The 17,657-nt window shown below is 50.4% G+C and carries 15 protein-coding genes and 1 pseudogene; 8 read left to right on the top strand and 8 right to left on the bottom strand.

What is annotated here, in order from left to right; translation table 11 throughout:
* Positions 1-192: 192 nt before the first annotated feature.
* Complete coding sequence (locus OGY10_RS13305; protein WP_008784992.1) at positions 193-1,422, bottom strand: diguanylate phosphodiesterase; 1,230 nt, start codon at positions 1,420-1,422, stop codon at positions 193-195.
* Positions 1,423-1,740: 318 nt separating this feature from the next.
* Between OGY10_RS13305 and ycgZ the strand changes: the two genes are divergently transcribed.
* The 4 genes from ycgZ to OGY10_RS13285 all read left to right on the top strand — a co-directional run bounded on the left by ycgZ (position 1,741) and on the right by OGY10_RS13285 (position 3,276).
* A complete protein-coding gene (ycgZ, locus tag OGY10_RS13300; RefSeq protein WP_003833500.1) occupies positions 1,741-1,977 on the top strand; it encodes a regulatory protein YcgZ in 237 nt (78 codons plus the stop codon).
* Positions 1,978-2,017: 40 nt separating this feature from the next.
* Positions 2,018-2,290, top strand: a complete 273-nt coding sequence (locus OGY10_RS13295) for a hypothetical protein (protein ID WP_008784991.1) — start codon at positions 2,018-2,020, stop codon at positions 2,288-2,290.
* Between the two features lie 34 nt (positions 2,291-2,324).
* The gene (locus OGY10_RS13290; RefSeq protein WP_008784990.1) at positions 2,325-2,591 is read left to right on the top strand and encodes a biofilm development regulator YmgB/AriR family protein; all 267 of its coding nucleotides are present in this window, start codon (positions 2,325-2,327) and stop codon (positions 2,589-2,591) included.
* 133 nt (positions 2,592-2,724) lie between these two features.
* Complete coding sequence (locus OGY10_RS13285; RefSeq protein ID WP_286576880.1) at positions 2,725-3,276, top strand: LuxR C-terminal-related transcriptional regulator; 552 nt, start codon at positions 2,725-2,727, stop codon at positions 3,274-3,276.
* Between the two features lie 76 nt (positions 3,277-3,352).
* Here the strand turns inward: OGY10_RS13285 and OGY10_RS23725 are convergent.
* The 3 genes and pseudogenes from OGY10_RS23725 to OGY10_RS13265 form a co-directional block, all read right to left on the bottom strand.
* Positions 3,353-4,611: pseudogene (locus OGY10_RS23725) on the bottom strand (MFS transporter).
* Positions 4,612-4,676: 65 nt separating this feature from the next.
* The gene (locus OGY10_RS13270; RefSeq protein WP_191227115.1) at positions 4,677-5,624 is read right to left on the bottom strand and encodes a PfkB family carbohydrate kinase; all 948 of its coding nucleotides are present in this window, start codon (positions 5,622-5,624) and stop codon (positions 4,677-4,679) included.
* 30 nt (positions 5,625-5,654) lie between these two features.
* Positions 5,655-7,091, bottom strand: coding sequence for a glycoside hydrolase family 32 protein (locus tag OGY10_RS13265; RefSeq protein WP_191227116.1), 1,437 nt, complete (start codon positions 7,089-7,091; stop codon positions 5,655-5,657).
* Between the two features lie 174 nt (positions 7,092-7,265).
* Here OGY10_RS13265 and OGY10_RS13260 point away from each other — a divergent pair, with 174 nt between their 5' ends.
* Positions 7,266-8,261: a LacI family DNA-binding transcriptional regulator gene (locus OGY10_RS13260; RefSeq protein ID WP_032943717.1), complete on the top strand. Its 996-nt coding sequence runs from the start codon at positions 7,266-7,268 to the stop codon at positions 8,259-8,261.
* Positions 8,262-8,461: 200 nt separating this feature from the next.
* Here OGY10_RS13260 and ychF read toward each other — a convergent pair whose 3' ends face one another.
* Complete coding sequence (gene ychF / locus OGY10_RS13255; protein WP_003020818.1) at positions 8,462-9,556, bottom strand: redox-regulated ATPase YchF; 1,095 nt, start codon at positions 9,554-9,556, stop codon at positions 8,462-8,464.
* Positions 9,557-9,671: 115 nt separating this feature from the next.
* Positions 9,672-10,256 carry an aminoacyl-tRNA hydrolase gene (pth, locus tag OGY10_RS13250; RefSeq protein WP_003020814.1) on the bottom strand — a complete coding sequence of 195 codons (585 nt, stop codon included), beginning with the start codon at positions 10,254-10,256 and terminating at the stop codon, positions 9,672-9,674.
* 274 nt (positions 10,257-10,530) lie between these two features.
* Between pth and ychH the strand changes: the two genes are divergently transcribed.
* Positions 10,531-10,812: a stress-induced protein YchH gene (gene ychH / locus OGY10_RS13245; protein ID WP_003833480.1), complete on the top strand. Its 282-nt coding sequence runs from the start codon at positions 10,531-10,533 to the stop codon at positions 10,810-10,812.
* A 126-nt stretch (positions 10,813-10,938) separates the two neighbouring features.
* Here the strand turns inward: ychH and lysC are convergent, their stop codons facing one another.
* Positions 10,939-12,300 carry a lysine-sensitive aspartokinase 3 gene (gene lysC / locus OGY10_RS13240; protein WP_191227117.1) on the bottom strand — a complete coding sequence of 454 codons (1,362 nt, stop codon included), beginning with the start codon at positions 12,298-12,300 and terminating at the stop codon, positions 10,939-10,941.
* Positions 12,301-12,908: 608 nt separating this feature from the next.
* Here lysC and OGY10_RS13235 point away from each other — a divergent pair.
* Together OGY10_RS13235 and OGY10_RS13230 are read left to right on the top strand one after the other, a co-directional pair.
* Entirely contained in the window at positions 12,909-14,294 is a 1,386-nt protein-coding gene (locus OGY10_RS13235) for a diaminobutyrate--2-oxoglutarate transaminase (protein ID WP_286576877.1), read from the top strand.
* A 15-nt stretch (positions 14,295-14,309) separates the two neighbouring features.
* On the top strand, positions 14,310-15,773 hold the full coding sequence (locus OGY10_RS13230; RefSeq protein ID WP_502873678.1) for a pyridoxal phosphate-dependent decarboxylase family protein: 1,464 nt from the start codon (positions 14,310-14,312) through the stop codon (positions 15,771-15,773).
* Between the two features lie 97 nt (positions 15,774-15,870).
* Here the strand turns inward: OGY10_RS13230 and dauA are convergent, their stop codons facing one another.
* Positions 15,871-17,553: a C4-dicarboxylic acid transporter DauA gene (dauA, locus tag OGY10_RS13225; RefSeq protein ID WP_008784981.1), complete on the bottom strand. Its 1,683-nt coding sequence runs from the start codon at positions 17,551-17,553 to the stop codon at positions 15,871-15,873.
* Between the last annotated feature and the right edge of the window lie 104 nt (positions 17,554-17,657).

Here is a 17,657-nt window from a genome sequence, read left to right as displayed (position 1 = left end):
ACACTCCTGATTCTCCGTCACCGATATGCGGTTCCTGTTACTTTGTACAACATGCATCAAATTGTACAAAACATACAGAGGATTCTAGCAAAATTAAGATTTACTTTACTATCACGCAGGGAGTAAATGCTGAATTTTTATGTTCAGCATGAGGGCGGTTGTGGCGATTGTTTATTTATAACAATGCGTTAGTTATTTTGACGCTGAGAAATCATTTTTCTCTGGCCATGCAACAGACGGAATACCATTCAGGCAGGCTTGTGCAAAAAGGTTACCCTGGAAGATTTCAATACCTGCGGACTCAAGCCACATCCACTCTTCAGGTTTTTCAACGCCGACTGCGGAAATCATGATTTCCAGTGAAGTGCAACATTTGATAATTGCCTGAATGATGGCCTGTCTTGGTCCACTTTTATGCACATCCGTGATCAGCTCGCGGCTTATCTTAATTCGGTCGGGTTGAAAACGAGACAGAAGCTGAAGCCCGGCAAAACCTGCCCCAAAATGATCTATCGCCACACAGATCCCCGCAGCCTTGAGTGACTTTACGGCCTGCGCGAACGTATCAAAGCGCGATATAACTTCGCTTTCGGTAAACTCTACAATGATTTGTTCAGGCACCAGTCCGTGCGCCGCGATTTCGTTTATCAGAAAGCTGACTGCATCGGGTTTGTTTACCAGGGTCATGGGGAGCAGATTGACTGACAGCATTTTGTCGTTAAGTCCCAGCGCGCTTGCCATTGCAAAAGCAGTCTTTTTGCTCTGCAGATCCGCGGTATACAGTTCTTCAGGATTTAAGTTGTCAAAATAAGTTGCGGGCGTTTCACCGTCTCTACCACGAATAAGTGCTTCCAGAGCAATGACGCGCTGCGACATAGGATCGATAATGGGTTGAAAAGCAAAGCTGAAATCGATATTGGACGGGAGTGTGCTTTCATCCAGGAGATTACAAGAGTTGTCGGCAATAAAACTCCAGTAATCAGGCGCAGGTATTTCAAAATAACTCGATTTTTCCGTCGCAAGGACAAATGTGCGGAAAAACTGTAATGCCCGGTCATCATAGGTGAGCTGAAATTTTGATGTTCCCTTGTTAAGTACCGCTTGCAGGACGTCATTGCGTTCATGTTTTTGTAAATCAAATAACTCCATTCCCACCTTTCCGAATCTTCTCGCAGGCGCGTAATCACACATCAGCTCAACGATATTGTGGTGCCGTGGATCGTTACATATACAACGATAAATCTCTTTTACCTGCTCCTCAGGTCCTTCAAGCAGTTGGAAAAAGTGGCGGCCATTAAAGAGTAAAATCCCCGTAACATCGGATCGCCGGTTTTTTAGATTTGCGGCTGTCACCATATCCTCAAGCGCTCTGAGGGGGGCGTCATCACGTAGATGGCTACGGTAAATAATGGTCGTGAGCATGGACAGTCCGGGATCAAGGGAAGGGAAGAGATATGGACAGTATCAAACAAACCAGCTTATGTCCTGATTTTAATACGTTATTCTAACTTTATTTTTACAAACAAAGACCCTCAAACAGATCGAATTCATTCGTTAAACGAAGTGAATTGTACAACTGAATTTGATTTTATGTAGTTTGATACTTATCTAACTTACTGATTGTATTGATTTAGCACTTTTTGATAAAAATTGATGGTTCGCGTTGTACACATTTTTAGTACAACTTTGCTACTGTTATAAAACTTAATATTCACCAGCATTTTGTTACAGGAGCATGACATGCAGCAGCATACCGTTCGCACTGATACTGCAAGCGCGATTTCTCGTTACTTTGCGAAGGCGCATCTGCCAACTCAACAGGAAACATTGGGAGAAATCGTCACTGAGATACTCAAGGATGGACGAAATCTGAACCGCAAATCACTTTGCACCAAGCTTCTGTGTCGTCTTGAAAAAGCATCCGGGGAGAAAGAACAGAAACATTACAATGCGTTAATTGGCCTGCTTTTTGAATAAAATAAACCCCTTACTTATAGGGGTAAGTAGTGAAGGAGTTATGAAGAAAACTGATAGTGAACGCCTGAAACATGAAATTACAGGTTTGGCTGTGCTAGAAATTTTGCGAATGCATACAGACGTTTCGTTAGCTGCAGTGATTAAGCAATTGCGACTTATGCAGGCCAGTGAAATAGATGGCACACGCAAGCAATTAATTGACAGTGTTATCAATGATTTTACAAACATCAATCCGGGGAAGATAAGTAGAAAACCGGATAAAACCAGAGATGAGAGTGCTTTCAGTGCCAGCAAAAACCCTAAATTACATTAAAGATAATCTTCCAGACTATACAAGCGAGGTTACCATGCTTCATGAAATTAATGTCCACAGTGTAATGACGGATAAAGCTTTATCAAGTTACTTCCATAATGCAGGTGAGCTATTAGCAGATGAGTCTGTGGTATTGGGACAGGCGGTAACAAATGTAATTCTGGCAGGTGATAATGTTAATAATAAAAACATCATTTTAAGCCTGATTAGTTCTCTGGAATCAACAGTTGATGTTGTCCAGGCAGATGTTATCAGAAAAACCCTGGAAATAGTGCTGCGCTACACAGCTGACGACGTCTAAAAAGTCTTCATATTAATATAATATGTACAGTACCTTTGTTATATGCTGAAAGCACTCATGCTGAGCATTTTTTTGATTAAGACTATACATAGCACCCTCTATAGAACAATTGTGATTTTTCATTGAGGCCATAATGATGAACATCGTTCAGGAACACACTGGAAACGCAGAGTTATGGATAGATGATATTTTTATCAGACAAGGGCTAAAGAATATTCTTGCAGATATTGTTTTCGAAGATGATAAGACGCATCTGGTTTTTTTCACCGCCAATCACTTTGAGGCGGTAAAAAGGCAAAATTACGATCTGAAAACGCATCGTCTGGTACTGCTGATTGATGGCCATCTGTACAGATATCTCAATGATTTATCACTTTACAGACTGCCAATAGATGTTAGCGTTGCCACCTTCAAACATTATATTATTGATATTACTCGTTCTGGCGGTATACACGACAATCAGTCGGAACTAAATATTTCGCTGACTGCGCGAGATAAATATATTCTAACGAAGTTAGGAGAAGGTCGAACTATTTTTGAGATATCCGCCTTGTTAAATCTACATTTGAAAACGATTTACCAGGCCAGGCAGAATCTGATCAAGAAGCTTGGTTGTTCTGGGCTGATTGATTTTCAGGGAATACTGCGAGCGAAAATATTCCGCAAATGGCTGGAACATGCCTGAGTAAATCGACAGTTCGTACTTACTGTTGGGGGATACGACAGGGCCAATGGCCCTGTCCGATATATTTTAAACTTCGCTACTCTGTCACCAGTTCATTTCCCATCTTCTGCTGATGATGTTTTTTGCTCAACGAGAAGTAGCCAAATATTAGCGTTATTACCACAATGCTGGCCATAATCAGGAAGATTTCCTGATAGCCCACTTTATCAAACAACTTACCGACAGGCAGTGACAGCACGATAATGCCAATGGAACTGGCGATATTGAAGCCAATAAGATATATCGTTGATGACAGGCGTTTATCAAAATTTGCTACGCTGAATTTAAACACTGAAATAACAAACAGTGGGACTTCCAGCGCATGAAGCATTTTAATCAAGGAGATAATATAGATATCGGTGAACAGTGCTGAACCCAGGATTCGACAGGTCATGATTGTGCCACCCAGCAGCAATGCGGATTTAGGCCCGATGCGGTTAATCAGGAATGGAACCAGCGCCATACCGACGGCTTCCATAAAGACCTGTACCGAGTTGAGGTAGCCGTATACGCGTGGTGCCAGTTCGGGATCGTCAAATAAGCTGGCGTAAAATACCGGGAACATCTGCTGATCGTAGATGCTATAGAACGACCAGGTACCGACGATAAAGATAACGAAAAACCAGAACTGCGTATCTTTAAAGATAGTGAGAAAATCCTTTCGGGTCAGCGCGTCGGGTTCAGGAGAACGCGTTTTTACAGAAGATGGGCGGGTGAGTTGGTTTTGAACAACACGTTAATCAACAGGAATAACACCCCCATTACCGATACGCACCAGAAGTTAATGTGTGGGTTGATGCTGAAGAAGATACCGCCAACAAATGTCCCTGCGGCGTAGCCAAGCGATCCCCACAAGCGGGCGGTGCCGAATTCAAAGTTGAATTTGCGGCTCACTTTTTCGACGAAGCTTTCTACCAGACCACAACCCGCGAGGTAGCCAAGGCCAAAGAAAATGGCTCCCAGCGCCATACCAAGTTTGAAGTTGGAGGTCAGCAGCGGTTCGTAAACATAAATCAGGAACGGGCCGCTGAGCGTGATGACTATCCCCATCAGCCAGATAAGGTGTTTACGGGTGCCGAGCTTATCCTGCAGAAAACCGTAGACCAGCATAAACAGCATGCTAAAGAACTGGTTTACGGCATACAGCATTCCCAGCTCCGTTCCGGATAGGCCAAGTTTATTTTTTAGCCATATTGCATAAAAAGACCACCACAACGACCAGGCGGCAAAGAAAAAGAGCAGATACCCGGATGAGTATCGATATTTGTCATTACTGAACGGCATATTTATCTTCATGATTTTTCCAATCCAGATCAGGTCATTGTAAGGTCTTTCTGATACGACGTAACGAGTGCGCTTTATTACGGGGTAATCGTTCTCCGTAGCGACGGTTGTGACTGAATAAAGCTGCTCAGGTGTTGGCTGTCGGGAAACGCGCTTAGCGCGCCACGCCGGGTGGTCGCCAGAGCACCACAAGCGCTGGCCTGCTCGATAAGTGGAAGTAGCGTTGCCGTCGATGTGGGCCAGCCTTCCTCGGCGAGTGCCGCCAGCAGCCCGGCCATAAAGGCGTCACCGGCGCCGGTAGTATCGATACTTTCGACGTTATAGCCGCTTAAAGTTAGCCTGCTGTTTTGCCAGAAAGCGATAGCGCCGTCGGCACCGCAGGTGACGATTTTCAGGCGTGCAGGAAAATCAACCAGACGTTCGCAGGCGCTACTGAGACAGTTGGTCTGTGTTAGCCACAGCAGCTCTTCTTCCGACATCTTCAAAATGTCGCTCCGCCGGGCAAACTCGTTGACAAGGTCAAACATCTGCATCTCGTTGCTCCACATCTGCGGACGCAGATTGATGTCAAAGCTCAGAGTACCGCCGGTCTGTCGCAATGCGGCCATAGCCTGGGCGAGGGTGGCGCGGCAGTCAGGGGCAACCAGCGCCAGCGAACAGAAGTGCAGAATATCGGCGCCAAAGCCGGGCAGTCTCGCCGGGCTGAGAAATTGATCGGCAGACGGATTGACCAAAAACTCAAACTGCCGCTCGCCGTTGGGAGCCAGTGAAACCAGTACGGTACTGGTGTGCTGATGTGCATCAAACTCCAGACTTCCTGTATCCACCTGCGCTGTTTCCAGCGTCTGATGCAGAAATCGACCAAAAGTGTCATTGCCCACACGGCCAATAAAACCGCTGGCGCGGCCAAGGCGAGCCACGCCGATTGCCACATTGAAGGGAGCCCCTCCCGCGCAGGCTTCAAACTGCATATTGTCGCGCGGCAATAAATCCACCACAGCGTCTCCGAGCGTCCAGATAGTCATTATTTTTCCCCAAAGCAGTAAGACGGGTGTTTATTTGGCGCTGAGCGGCCAGGCATGCCCTTGATTAAAAATGGCGTGTCCGTTCAGGCTGAATAAGGTCAGTTGGCGATCGTCCGGTTCAGGATAAATACGACTGCTAAGGGTATATTCACCGTGATTGACAAATACCTCTACCGAGGAGCTGTCGATAAATAAGCGCAGATCCAGCCGGTCACCAACTGGCAGCGGCACGCTGCGATAACCAGAGAGACCATGCTGCGGGTAGCGACGATCCAGCACCAGACGCTGTGCCTGAGCATCGACGTAGACCCGTAGTCCGCCACCCAGCGCGATACCATATTCTTCAGCACTGCTGCGGGCGATATCGATGCTCAGTTCGACTTCAATAGCGTGCGCCTGCTCCTCTACCATCAGGATGCGATTGTGCAGTTCGCTGACCGGCCAGACATGAAGCTCACCGCGTAATAATTCCAGCTCTTTCACCGGGTTCATACGCAGCCGCTGATCGGTATCGAGCGTCACCTCGCGGGGGAGAGTAAGCATGCCCGCCCAGCCGTCGGCTTGTTCTGGCATTGGCGATTCCCACATCGACAGCCAGCCAATCACGATGCGGCGCCCATCCGGGGTGGTAAATGACTGGGGGGCGTAAAAATCATGCCCGTGATCCATCTCCTGGAAGGCGTGGGTGACGTGAAAATGGAGATTATCCTGCCATTCGCCGACCATATAGCCGCTCTGGAACAGGTTACGGCAATCGTATCCGTCTGCGGCGATGCCCTGAGGCGAGAACATGAAGACGAGCTTATCGTTGAGTGGGAAGAGGTCTGGGCACTCCCACATGTAGCCCATGCCGTCATCGGCCCTGCCGAGCGTGCTGGCAAACTGCCAGTGCTGTAGATCTTGCGAGCGATAGAGCTGCACTTCGCCCACGTCATCGACCCGGGCGCCCACCACCATGTACCAGTTGTCTCCCTCTTGCCAGACTTTCGGATCGCGAAAATGGTGTACACCTCGCGGGGTATCCAGAATCATGCCCTGGCGTTCAAAGTGAATCCCGTCGGTGCTGGTGGCCAGGCACTGTACCTGATACAGGTTTTCCTCTTTCGCCTCGCCGTCAAACTTATGTCCGGTGTAGATCAGAGCCAGCTTATTGCCTTCAACCACCGCTGAACCGGAAAAACAGCCGTCTTTATCTTCCGGCCCTTCTGGTGCCAGTGCGATGGGTAAGTGCTCCCAGTTCACCATATCGCGGCTGCGCGCATGGCCCCAGTGCATTGGTCCCCAGACCGGCTGCCACGGATAGTGCTGATAGAACGCATGGTAGTAACCATCGAACCAGGACAGACCGTTGGGATCGTTCATCCAACCCGTTGGTGGCGCCAGGTGATAGCGTGGATACCAGCGCGGGTTTACAAGGTCTTTCTGCTGGCTTAAGGCTTCGTTGGCTTTGGAAAGTAGTGACGTCATTTGCTTGTCCCTGTAAGTGAATTGATCAAAAGATAACGTTAACATTCTCGGTTTTCTCGCAGATTTGATGGTAATATCGATGTTAATCACAAAAGTTAACGTTAACATTTTGCGGGCGTTATCGAGATCGCATTTTCAGACCCCGGCAAAGTGAACATCGGCGAAGGAGAGGGTATGGCATCTTTAAAGGATGTGGCGCAGCGGGCTAACGTCTCGTTAATGACCGTATCGCGGGCGATTAACGAGCCTGAACGACTACGGCCTGAAACCTATAAAAAGGTGATGGAAGCGGTAGATGCGCTGGGGTATGTCTCCGATCTCTCCGCTAAAAAAATTCGTGGTGCGAAAACCACAGCTAACACGATTGGGGTGCTGGCGCTGGACACCATGACTACGCCATTTTCCGTGGAGATAACGCTCTCTATCGAAGAGACCGCGCGGGCACACGGTTGGAATAGCTTTGTGGTGAATATGTTCAGCAATGACAAGCCAGAGAAAATGGTTGATCTGCTGTTGGCGCATCGCCCGGACGGTATTATCTACACCGCGATGGGATTGCGCCAGGTACCGGTACCGGAAAAGCTGCATAAGTATCGCTGCGTGCTGGCGAACTGTGAAAGCACAAGCGGCCCTTTTCCCACCTATATTCCGGATGATGAACAAGGGCAATATCTTGGTGTGAAAGCGCTGTTGGCCGCAGGCTATCGCCGACTGCTGTGCATCCACCTGCCGAAAGGAATTGTGGCGACCGATCGCCGTCGGGCGGGAATGGAGAGGGCTTGTCGTGAAGCGGGTGTCGACCCTGATGCAATGTTCCACCACTATCTTCCGCCGGGCGAGCGCCACCATATTGATGCGGCGGAGATTGCAGGGCATTACCTGAGCGCCGCGCGCCCGATGTTCGATGCGGTGGTGTGTGGTAACGACCGCGTGGCTTTTGTTATCTACCAGCTCTTGCTGGGGCGAGGGCTGCGCATTCCGCAGGACGTCGCTGTGCTGGGCTATGACAATATGGTGGGCACCGGCGAGCTTTTTTTGCCGCCGCTATCAACGGTACAGCTGCCGCACTATGAAATCGGTCGTCTTAGCGCGCTGCATCTTATCCAGGGGCTCGATCACCGGGATACCGTGCGGGTAGACAGCCCCTGGCTTCCGCGCGCCTCAATATGAGTACGCTCACGTGGCTACTGCTGCTTTGCCAAAATAGCTCAGCCTTTTTGGTCATCGTGTTTGTTGCCAACTTTCAGATGCGCAGCAGCGGGATCCTCTGAGATGCTACGAAATGAAAAATCCACGCAATTGCGTGGATTTTATAGGGTTTATTCATTGTTATGAGATTCAATGAAACCTCATAAGACAACAAATTTTATTTAGACGTTGAACAGGAAGTTCATGATATCGCCATCTTTGACGATATAGTCCTTACCTTCGGCACGCATTTTCCCAGCTTCTTTCGCACCTTGCTCACCTTTATAGGTGATGAAATCTTCAAACGCGATGGTTTGTGCGCGGATAAAGCCTTTCTCGAAGTCGGTATGGATTTTACCGGCTGCCTGCGGAGCCGTGGCACCGACAGGAATGGTCCATGCACGGACTTCTTTCACGCCAGCGGTGAAGTAGGTCTGCAGGTTCAGCAATTCGTAGCCAGCACGGATAACGCGGTTCAGGCCCGGCTCTTCCAGACCCATTTCAGCCATGAATTCTTCACGGTCAGCATCATCGAGTTCTGCGATGTCAGCTTCAACGGCTGCGCAAACGGCAACCACAACAGAACCTTCGGCAGCCGCGATTTCGCGCACTTTATCGAGGTACGGGTTATTTTCAAAACCGTCTTCGTTGACGTTGGCGATGTACATTGTTGGCTTCAGCGTCAGGAAGCTCAGGTATTTGATGGCCGCTTTGTCTTCGTCAGTCAGCGTTTTCAGCGCGCGCAGCATGCCAGCGTTTTCCAGCTGTGGCAGGCATTTTTCCAGCGCAGCCAGTTCTGCTTTAGCGTCTTTGTCGCCGCCTTTGGCCTTCTTCTGCACGCGATGGATAGCGCGCTCACAGGTGTCGAGGTCGGACAACGCCAGCTCGGTATTGATAACTTCAATGTCATCAGCCGGATCCACTTTGTTATTAACGTGGATGATGTTGTCGTTTTCAAAGCAACGCACCACGTGGCCGATAGCTTCGGTTTCACGGATGTTGGTCAGGAACTGGTTACCCAGGCCTTCACCTTTGGACGCCCCTTTTACCAGACCGGCAATGTCGACGAATTCCATCGTTGTTGGCAGGATACGCTGCGGTTTGACGATTTCGGCCAGTTGATCCAGACGCGGATCGGGCATCGGGACAACACCGGTGTTCGGCTCGATAGTACAGAACGGGAAGTTTGCCGCTTCAATACCCGCTTTTGTGAGCGCGTTGAACAGGGTGGATTTGCCTACGTTTGGCAAACCGACGATACCGCATTTGAATCCCATGTTTAAATCACCTTAATCTTTTGATATTCAACCTGTTATGGAAAACAGATTGTAGAAATGTAAATAACTTTGCCTATTATACACAGCACGCGAGAAAAATGCCGCACATCGCTGCTTATTGCGCTTTAAAGGTGTGTAACCGGCTCGTTGCTTTGGTCAGGCCGTCTTTGAACAATATCTCGGTACAACGTGCCGCTTCGTCAATTGCTTCATCAATTAACTTCTGTTCTGAAACAGGCGGTTTGCCTAAAACAAATCCGACAACTTTGTTTTTATCGCCCGGATGGCCAATTCCAACGCGTAAACGATGAAAGTTGGGGTTATTACCTAACTTACTAATGATGTCTTTCAGGCCATTATGTCCGCCATGACCGCCGCCAAGCTTAAATTTGGCCACGCCAGGGGGCAGGTCTAACTCATCGTGTGCGACCAAAATTTCATCGGGGTTAATACGATAAAAACTGGCCATCGCACCGACAGCCTTGCCGCTCAGATTCATAAATGTGGTTGGCACCAGCAGACGGACGTCTTCACCTTCAAGCGTAACTCTGGAGGTGTAGCCGAAGAATTTCGGCTCATCGCGCAGGGGAGCGCGTAATCTTTCTGCCAGCAGATCGACATACCATGCGCCTGCATTGTGTCGCGTTGCCGCATACTCTGCGCCGGGGTTCGCCAGGCCGACAATCAATTTAATCGCCACGTGTTTTGTCCTGAGTGTTTCGATAAACGACGTGTAGTTTACTGTCTGACGCTGCTGTTGACAAAAAACTGCGTGCTTATCGCCAAAAGCTGAATAATTGCACAAATGGACTATTAGAAAATGAGTGTGTTCAGTGGCTTATTTGTAAAGTTTTGTTGCATGAGTGTTTGTAATTGTGATCGCTCCCGCACTTGCGAACGGCAGTGTTGTCTATACTTTACACATAAGGATTAGGGGTATTCCCTGTAACAACCCAAAGTTCCGGAGGTGACACATGAAACGCAAAAACGCTTCGTTACTCGGTAACGTGCTCATGGCTTTAGGGTTGGTGGTGATGGTGGGTGGTGTTGGTTACTCTATTTTAAACCAACTGCCGCAATTTAATCTGCCACAGTTTTTCGCACATGGTGCCGTGCTCAGTATTTTTGTTGGTGGTGTCCTCTGGTTGGCGGGTGCCAGAGTGGGGGGGCACGAACAAATCAGCGATCGTTACTGGTGGGTGCGCCACTATGACAAACGCTGCCGTCGCGGTGATACCAATCATCGGCATAACTAAATAGCTCTCCCAACTCGGAGTGCAGTTGTTTGAACACAAAGTCCTGGTTTAAAAACCAGGGCTCTGCTTGTTCGTCAGTACTGGATTAAACGACTTCTACCTTTGGTGGCATACTACAAAGAAGCGTTATTCGAATAACCGATAATGTAACGCTTTGATCGCGCTGTCTGCATTGTCAGCCGGCAACAGGATACTCAGGTTGTCGTTTGACGCCCCATGGCAAATCATTCGTACCGTATGCTCTTCAAGCCAGGCAAAAACGTCTTTGCAAACTCCCGCAGCCTGTGTGAGTTGATTCCCCACCAAAGTGACCAACGCCAGCCCGGTTTCCACTTCCACACGACAGTGGGAGGACAAGGCGGTAAACAATGCGGTGGTCAACACATGGTCTTCACCTGAGGTTGCATGAGTGGCGTCCAGCGCCAGCGCAATACTATTCTCTGAGGTTGTAACCAAATCCACCGTGACCGCATGGCGAGCTAAAATGGCGAAGGACTGCGCCAGGAAAGAACAGGCAGTTTGCTTCTCCAGACTGTGTAACCGCAACAGCGTCTGTTTACGACGCACGGCGAGCGCGCGATAGCGAGGTGGATTATCGGTGGTGTTGTGCACCAGCGTACCTCCGGCGGCAGTATCCTTACTTGAGCCAACAAAGACCGGAATGCTTTTACGCATTGCCGGGAGCAGTGTCGCCGGGTGGAGGACCTTCGCACCGTAGGCGGCCATATCGCTGGCCTCGGAAAATGAGATATGGTCGATTCGTTTGGCCCGCGGCGCAATGCGTGGGTCGGTGGTGTAGATCCCTGCGACGTCGGTCCAGATGTCAACGCGTGTGGCGTGAAGCGCCTCACCGAGAAGCGTAGCCGTGTAATCACTACCGCCGCGTCCAAGCGTTGTGGTGTGTCCTGCGGCATCACGCCCGATAAATCCCTGAGTCACCATAATCGCTTGCTCAAGACGAGGGCGCAGGTGAGTCTCCACCTGGTGGTGCAGTGTGCCAAGCTCGGGTTCGGCGCAGCCGAAGTTCGAGTTAGTACGCATCACGCTGCGGGCGTCAAACCACCCGGCCTCGGCATGCCGTTCACGTAAGACTTCAGTAAACAGTAGCGAGGACATCAGCTCGCCATGGCTGACTAACTCATCGCTTAACGCATCAGACGGCGAAACCATCGCCGTTTGTGCAAGACGACGTATATTGTTTAGAAGATTATCGATTTCCGTGCTGATAACGGACGGCTGCTTCAGGCGGGAAATAATGTTGTATTGGATGGCGCGTAAAGTCTCAATCTTATCTAATTGTTGATGTGTTTCCAGACCTTCAGAAAGCTCAACCAGTAAGTTTGTCACGCCTGCTGAAGCAGACAAAACGACTAAACGGACATCTTGATCAGCAAGGACAATGCTGGCGCTGCGGTTCATCGCATCAAAATCAGCGACGCTGGTGCCGCCAAATTTGGCAACGACGGATGGTGGATAAATGCGAGTCATAACAATCTCATATCAGGGCGCCATAAAAGTATGGCTAGAAAATTTTCATTCTCGGCATAAGGGAACGACGTTCGCCTTACGAAATGTCCGCCCGCGAACATTTCTGCTGACAACCCAGGGAATACCTGTTGTCGATAACGCGTGTCGCCTGTACGCGTTATCGGGTGCTGCGCATTAATTTTATCTACATAGCCTGCAAATAAGCGCGCCATACTAAGTGATTTATATTTAGGGATCGACTTTTTTATTCGATTTATCGACAAATAAGTGAAAAATCATGGCATCACAAGATATCGCGAGCATCATTAATGGTAAAAACGTGTAAAAAAATAATAAAAACACGAAAATTCCATGGTTTTTATTAGATTGTCTGCGTTGCAATTAGCTACAACATTGTTAATTAAATAGATATATTTCTTTAGGATTTAGTAATGGTAAATAGTTGTTACGCTTTGAATTTAAAGGGAAAAGTTGTTATTTTCAATGCCGAAAAATAAATGATTGAGTCCTAAGCTAAAACAACATATATTAGCCGCGCTTTTTTACAGGTAATCCTTATAACCATTTATTCAATCAGGCGTTAATCTACACCTGGTTGTAGGAGTGATATGATGACGGATAAAGTCCGTATTGATACTTTAAGTGCTAATTCATTACTACAGAGCAATGATACCTTTTTAGCAAGACAGGCTGAGTTTGAATCTAATGTCCGCAGCTATCCACGTAAACTGCCATTAGCGATCGCTAAAGCGCAGGGCGTCTGGATTACTGATGTAGAAAATAATCAATATCTTGATTGCCTGGCAGGTGCCGGAACCCTGGCGCTTGGTCATAACCATCCTGAAGTGCTGCAGAGCATTCAAAGTGTCATCACAAGCGGCTTACCGTTACATACGCTTGACCTTACCACGCCGTTAAAAGATGAATTCTCATCATATTTACTTTCTTTATTACCGGGTCAGGGCAAAGAATATTGCCTGCAGTTCACCGGTCCGTCCGGCGCTGATGCTGTTGAAGCGGCGCTGAAGCTGGCGAAGAAAGTCACCGGCCGTTCCAGCATCATCAGTTTCTCCGGTGGCTACCACGGGATGACCCACGGTGCGCTGTCCGTGACCGGCAACCTGTCGCCGAAAGAAGCGGTCAGCAACATGATGGCGGAAGTGCAGTTTATGCCGTATCCGCATCAATACCGTTGTCCGCTGGGTATCGGCGGCGACGCTGGCGTTAAAGCATTAACCTACTACTTCGAAAACCTGATCAACGACGTTGAAAGCGGCGTGCGTAAACCGGCAGCCGTGATCCTCGAAGCGGTGCAGGGTGAAGGTGGCGTGAATCCGGCTCCGGTCGAGTGGCTGCAGCGCATTCGTAAAGTGACGCAGGAGCACGGCATTCTGCTGATCATCGATGAAGTTCAGGCGGGCTTTGCACGTACCGGTAAACTGTTCGCCTTCGAACACGCCGGTATTGAGCCAGATATCATCGTGATGTCCAAAGCGGTTGGTGGCGGTCTGCCACTGGCGGTGCTGGGCATTAAAAAGCAGTTCGATGCGTGGGCTCCGGGCCACCACACTGGCACTTTCCGCGGCAACCAGTTGGCGATGGCGACCGGTCTGACAACGCTGAAGATCCTCAAAGACGACAAGATTGCCGATAAAGTTGCTGCCCAGGGCGAGTGGCTGAAAGGCAAACTGGCTGACCTGCAGAAACGCTACCCGGTTATCGGCCAGGTGCGCGGTTTGGGGCTGATGATCGGCCTGGAAATCGTGAAGCCGAACGAAGCGCAGGATCACATGGGCTGCTACCCGGCCGATGGCGAGCTGTCCGCGTTGCTGCAGAAAAAATGCTTCGAAAATGGGCTGATTCTGGAGCGTGGTGGCCGCAACGGATGCGTGCTGCGCCTGCTGCCGTCACTGCTGATCACCAACGCTGAGCTGGAAATCTTCCTCGATAAATTCGAAAACGCCCTGCTGGGCGCTGGCGTGAAGCCGGTTTAAACGGAGTTGGATCGAATGTCAGACGTAAACCCGATTCTGTCCGGCTCGGCGCAAAGCATTGCAGCTTATCAGGACGCTATCGAGCAGAGTACGCAAGCGGTCGTTGAATGGTTGAAGCAGCCTGAGATGTATCAGGGTAAAACCGTTGAGCAACTGCGTGAACGTATCAACCTGAATTTTACGTCTCAGGGCCTGGGCAACCAGGCCGCTATTGAGCGTGCGGTTGAATACTTCCTCAAAGACAGCTTGTTGGTTCACCATGCGCAGTGCGTGGCGCATCTGCACTGCCCGAGCCTGGTAATTAGCCAGGCGGCGGAAGTGCTGATCAACGCCACCAACCAGAGTATGGACTCCTGGGACCAGAGCCCGTCGGCCACCATCATTGAGATCAAGCTGATCGAGTGGTTGCGTGAGCAGGTTGGATACCCGACAGGCGATGCGGGCGTATTCACCAGCGGCGGTACGCAGAGTAACCTGATGGGCCTGATGCTGGCGCGTGATGCTTTCTTCGCTCGCCAGGGGCACTCCATTCAGCAGGATGGTCTGACCGGTGATCTGAGTAAAATCAAAGTGTTCTGCTCTGAAAGCGCGCACTTCTCCGTGCAGAAGAACATGGCGCTGATGGGGCTGGGCTACCGTTCCGTCACCCAGGTGAAGACCGATGCGTTTTCACGCATGGATCTGGCTGACCTGAAAGACAAGCTGGCCCAGGCGAAAGCCAACGGTGAGCAGGTGATGGCAATCGTCGTCACTGCCGGTACTACCGATGCGGGCGCAATCGATCCGTTAGCGGATATTGCAGCGCTGGCTGCAGAACATCAGATCTGGATGCACGTGGATGCGGCATGGGGCGGGGCGTTACTTCTTTCTGATAAGTACCGTGACTTCCTGAACGGCCTTGAACTGGCAGATTCCGTGACGCTGGATTTCCACAAGCAGTTCTTCCAGACTATCAGCTGCGGTGCGTTCCTGTTAAAAGATGCGCGCCACTACGAGCTGATGCGTTACCAGGCGGCGTACCTGAACTCTGATTTCGATGAAGAGGCTGGCGTACCAAACCTGGTATCGAAGTCGCTGCAGACCACGCGTCGTTTCGATGCGCTGAAGCTGTGGATGGGCCTCGAAGCGCTGGGCAAAAAGCAGTATGCCGAGATCATTGATAACGGTGTGACGCTGGCGCGTGATGTTGCTGAGTTTGTCAAAACCCAGCCGCATCTTGAACTGGTGATGGAGCCGCAGCTGGCAAGCGTGCTGTTCCGCTTCCGCCCGCAAAGTGACGACGTGGCATTTGTCGCGCTGCTGAACCAGCGTATTGGCGACGTTCTTCTGGCTTCAGGTAGCGCCAACGTCGGCGTGACCGAAGCAGATGGTGTCACCTGCCTGAAGCTAACGCTGCTCAATCCGACGGTATGTCTGGAGGATGTTAAAGTCCTGCTGGCAAGCGTGAAGGCAACGGCTGAGCAACTGCTGAACGCGTAAGCAATAAGCTTGTTATAAAAATGGCTCCCACGTACGGGAGCCATTTTTTTGTCTGTCATTTGTAATCCGGCGGCGTTTCGCCTGGCCGGGCTACACGTCAGCGGATATCTGCTAGCGCAGCATCTTTATTCGGGAAGAACGTCAGGCGCCCGGCAATCGGCTGAATGCCCGCGCGCGCCATGGTACGTAGCGGCTGGAATTCCAGATTACTGATGCGTAATTCACAACCTTCCGGCAGACGTTTTACAAAGCGTTGGAAAGCGTCCAGACCACCGGCATCCAGTACCGGGACCGCGTCCCACTTCAAGACTACGATGCGTTTACCTTCAATACGTGACTCGAGATCGGTAAATAATCCTTCCGCCGCGGCAAAGAACAGCGGACCAATAACGCGCAGCACCAGTACATCGTCCGGTACGTCTACGTTGACCGGCGCCAGGCGAGTCATGCGCGCAATACGACGCATAAACAGCAGAGAGGCGAGAACGATACCGACGCTGATGGCAATAACCATGTCGAACAGTACCGTCAGCGACATACACATCAGCATGACAATGATGTCGTCTTTCGGTGCATGGCGCAGCAAATCCACGACTTTATGCGCTTCACTCATGTTCCATGCCACCATCAGCAGCAGGGCGGCCATGGCGGAAAGCGGTAACCAGGAAAGCAGCGGTGCAAGTACCAGCAGGGCAAGGATCACCAGAATCGCGTGGATAACCGCAGAGATTGGCGAGGTCGCCCCGGCGCGGACGTTTGCCGCAGAGCGGGCAATTGCCGCTGTGGCGGTGATACCGCCAAAGAATGGTGCCACGATGTTACCCAGCCCCTGGCCAATCAACTCGCTGTTAGCTTTATGTTTGGTGCCGGTCATTCCATCGAGTACGACGGCGCACAGCAGAGATTCAATTGCCCCCAGCATCGCCATCGAGAAGGCTGCCGGTAACAGCGCCTGTAACGAGCTCCAGCTCAGGGTAAAGTTTGACTCCGGCATATTCCACGGCAGGACCAGCTGCGGCAGCAACTGCGGGATACCATTACCCTGTGAGCCGTCAGCCAGAATGTAGTGGAACTGAGAACCAATGGTGGCGACATGGCCGCCGGTCAGGTTCACGATACCCATTACCGCGCAGCCTGCCAGCAGTGCGGGAAGGTGACCCGGCAGTCGGATCCCCAGGCGCGGCCAGAAAATCAGGATCCCCAGCGTCACTACGCCAATGGCGGCATCGCCAACGTTGATGGTCGGCAAGGCCATAAATAGCGCGCCGACCTTCTGCAGATAGTGCTCCGGGACATGGGCCATCTGCAGGCCAAGAAAATCTTTAATCTGCATGGTACCGATGGTGATACCAATACCCGATGTAAAACCTAACGTTACCGACACGGGGATATATTCGATCAGGCGGCCAAAACGAGCGAGACCGAAAAGGATCAGGAATATCCCGGACATGAGCGTGGCAACCAGCAGGCCTGCCAGCCCAAACTGTTGCGACACCGGATACAGAATGACCACGAAGGCGGCGGTTGGGCCAGATACGCTAAAGCGCGATCCCCCGGTAAGGGCGATAACAATCCCAGCGACGGCTGAGGTATACAGGCCGTACTGCGGCGCAACGCCACTGCCTATTGCCAGGGCCATTGCCAGCGGAATGGCGATGATCCCAACGGTTATCCCGGCGATCAGGTCACGGGTAAAGCGAGAGGCAGTATATTTTTCTTTCCAACAAGCGTCGATGAGGGCGCGGAAAGGCATCACATGTGAGGAAAATAATCTGTTCACAATAATGTTTCATCCATGAGCGCATCATCTGTCAACTAAATGGCAGGTGAAGGAGGCATAAGTCATACAAATAAGTATTGCAGATAAAAAAACCCGCCGCAGCG

This window comes from Citrobacter sp. Cpo148 (assembly GCF_030332375.1).
GTDB classification, from domain to species: Bacteria; Pseudomonadota; Gammaproteobacteria; order Enterobacterales; family Enterobacteriaceae; genus Citrobacter; species Citrobacter portucalensis.
The sequence above is the reverse complement of the archived record's forward strand: the minus strand, read 5'-3'. Positions and strand labels throughout refer to the sequence as shown.

Coding starts and splice junctions, on each gene's coding strand:
- OGY10_RS13230 (WP_502873678.1), top strand. CDS start 14,310: ATGTCAGACGTAAACCCGATTCTGTCCGGCTCGGCGCAAAGCATTGCA.
- OGY10_RS13260 (WP_032943717.1), top strand. CDS start 7,266: ATGGCATCTTTAAAGGATGTGGCGCAGCGGGCTAACGTCTCGTTAATG.
- OGY10_RS13265 (WP_191227116.1), bottom strand. CDS start 7,091: ATGACGTCACTACTTTCCAAAGCCAACGAAGCCTTAAGCCAGCAGAAA.
- OGY10_RS13290 (WP_008784990.1), top strand. CDS start 2,325: ATGCTTCATGAAATTAATGTCCACAGTGTAATGACGGATAAAGCTTTA.
- OGY10_RS13235 (WP_286576877.1), top strand. CDS start 12,909: ATGATGACGGATAAAGTCCGTATTGATACTTTAAGTGCTAATTCATTA.
- ychF (WP_003020818.1), bottom strand. CDS start 9,556: ATGGGATTCAAATGCGGTATCGTCGGTTTGCCAAACGTAGGCAAATCC.
- OGY10_RS13305 (WP_008784992.1), bottom strand. CDS start 1,422: ATGCTCACGACCATTATTTACCGTAGCCATCTACGTGATGACGCCCCC.
- ychH (WP_003833480.1), top strand. CDS start 10,531: ATGAAACGCAAAAACGCTTCGTTACTCGGTAACGTGCTCATGGCTTTA.
- ycgZ (WP_003833500.1), top strand. CDS start 1,741: ATGCAGCAGCATACCGTTCGCACTGATACTGCAAGCGCGATTTCTCGT.
- OGY10_RS13295 (WP_008784991.1), top strand. CDS start 2,018: ATGAAGAAAACTGATAGTGAACGCCTGAAACATGAAATTACAGGTTTG.
- OGY10_RS13285 (WP_286576880.1), top strand. CDS start 2,725: ATGATGAACATCGTTCAGGAACACACTGGAAACGCAGAGTTATGGATA.
- OGY10_RS13270 (WP_191227115.1), bottom strand. CDS start 5,624: ATGACTATCTGGACGCTCGGAGACGCTGTGGTGGATTTATTGCCGCGC.
- lysC (WP_191227117.1), bottom strand. CDS start 12,300: ATGACTCGCATTTATCCACCATCCGTCGTTGCCAAATTTGGCGGCACC.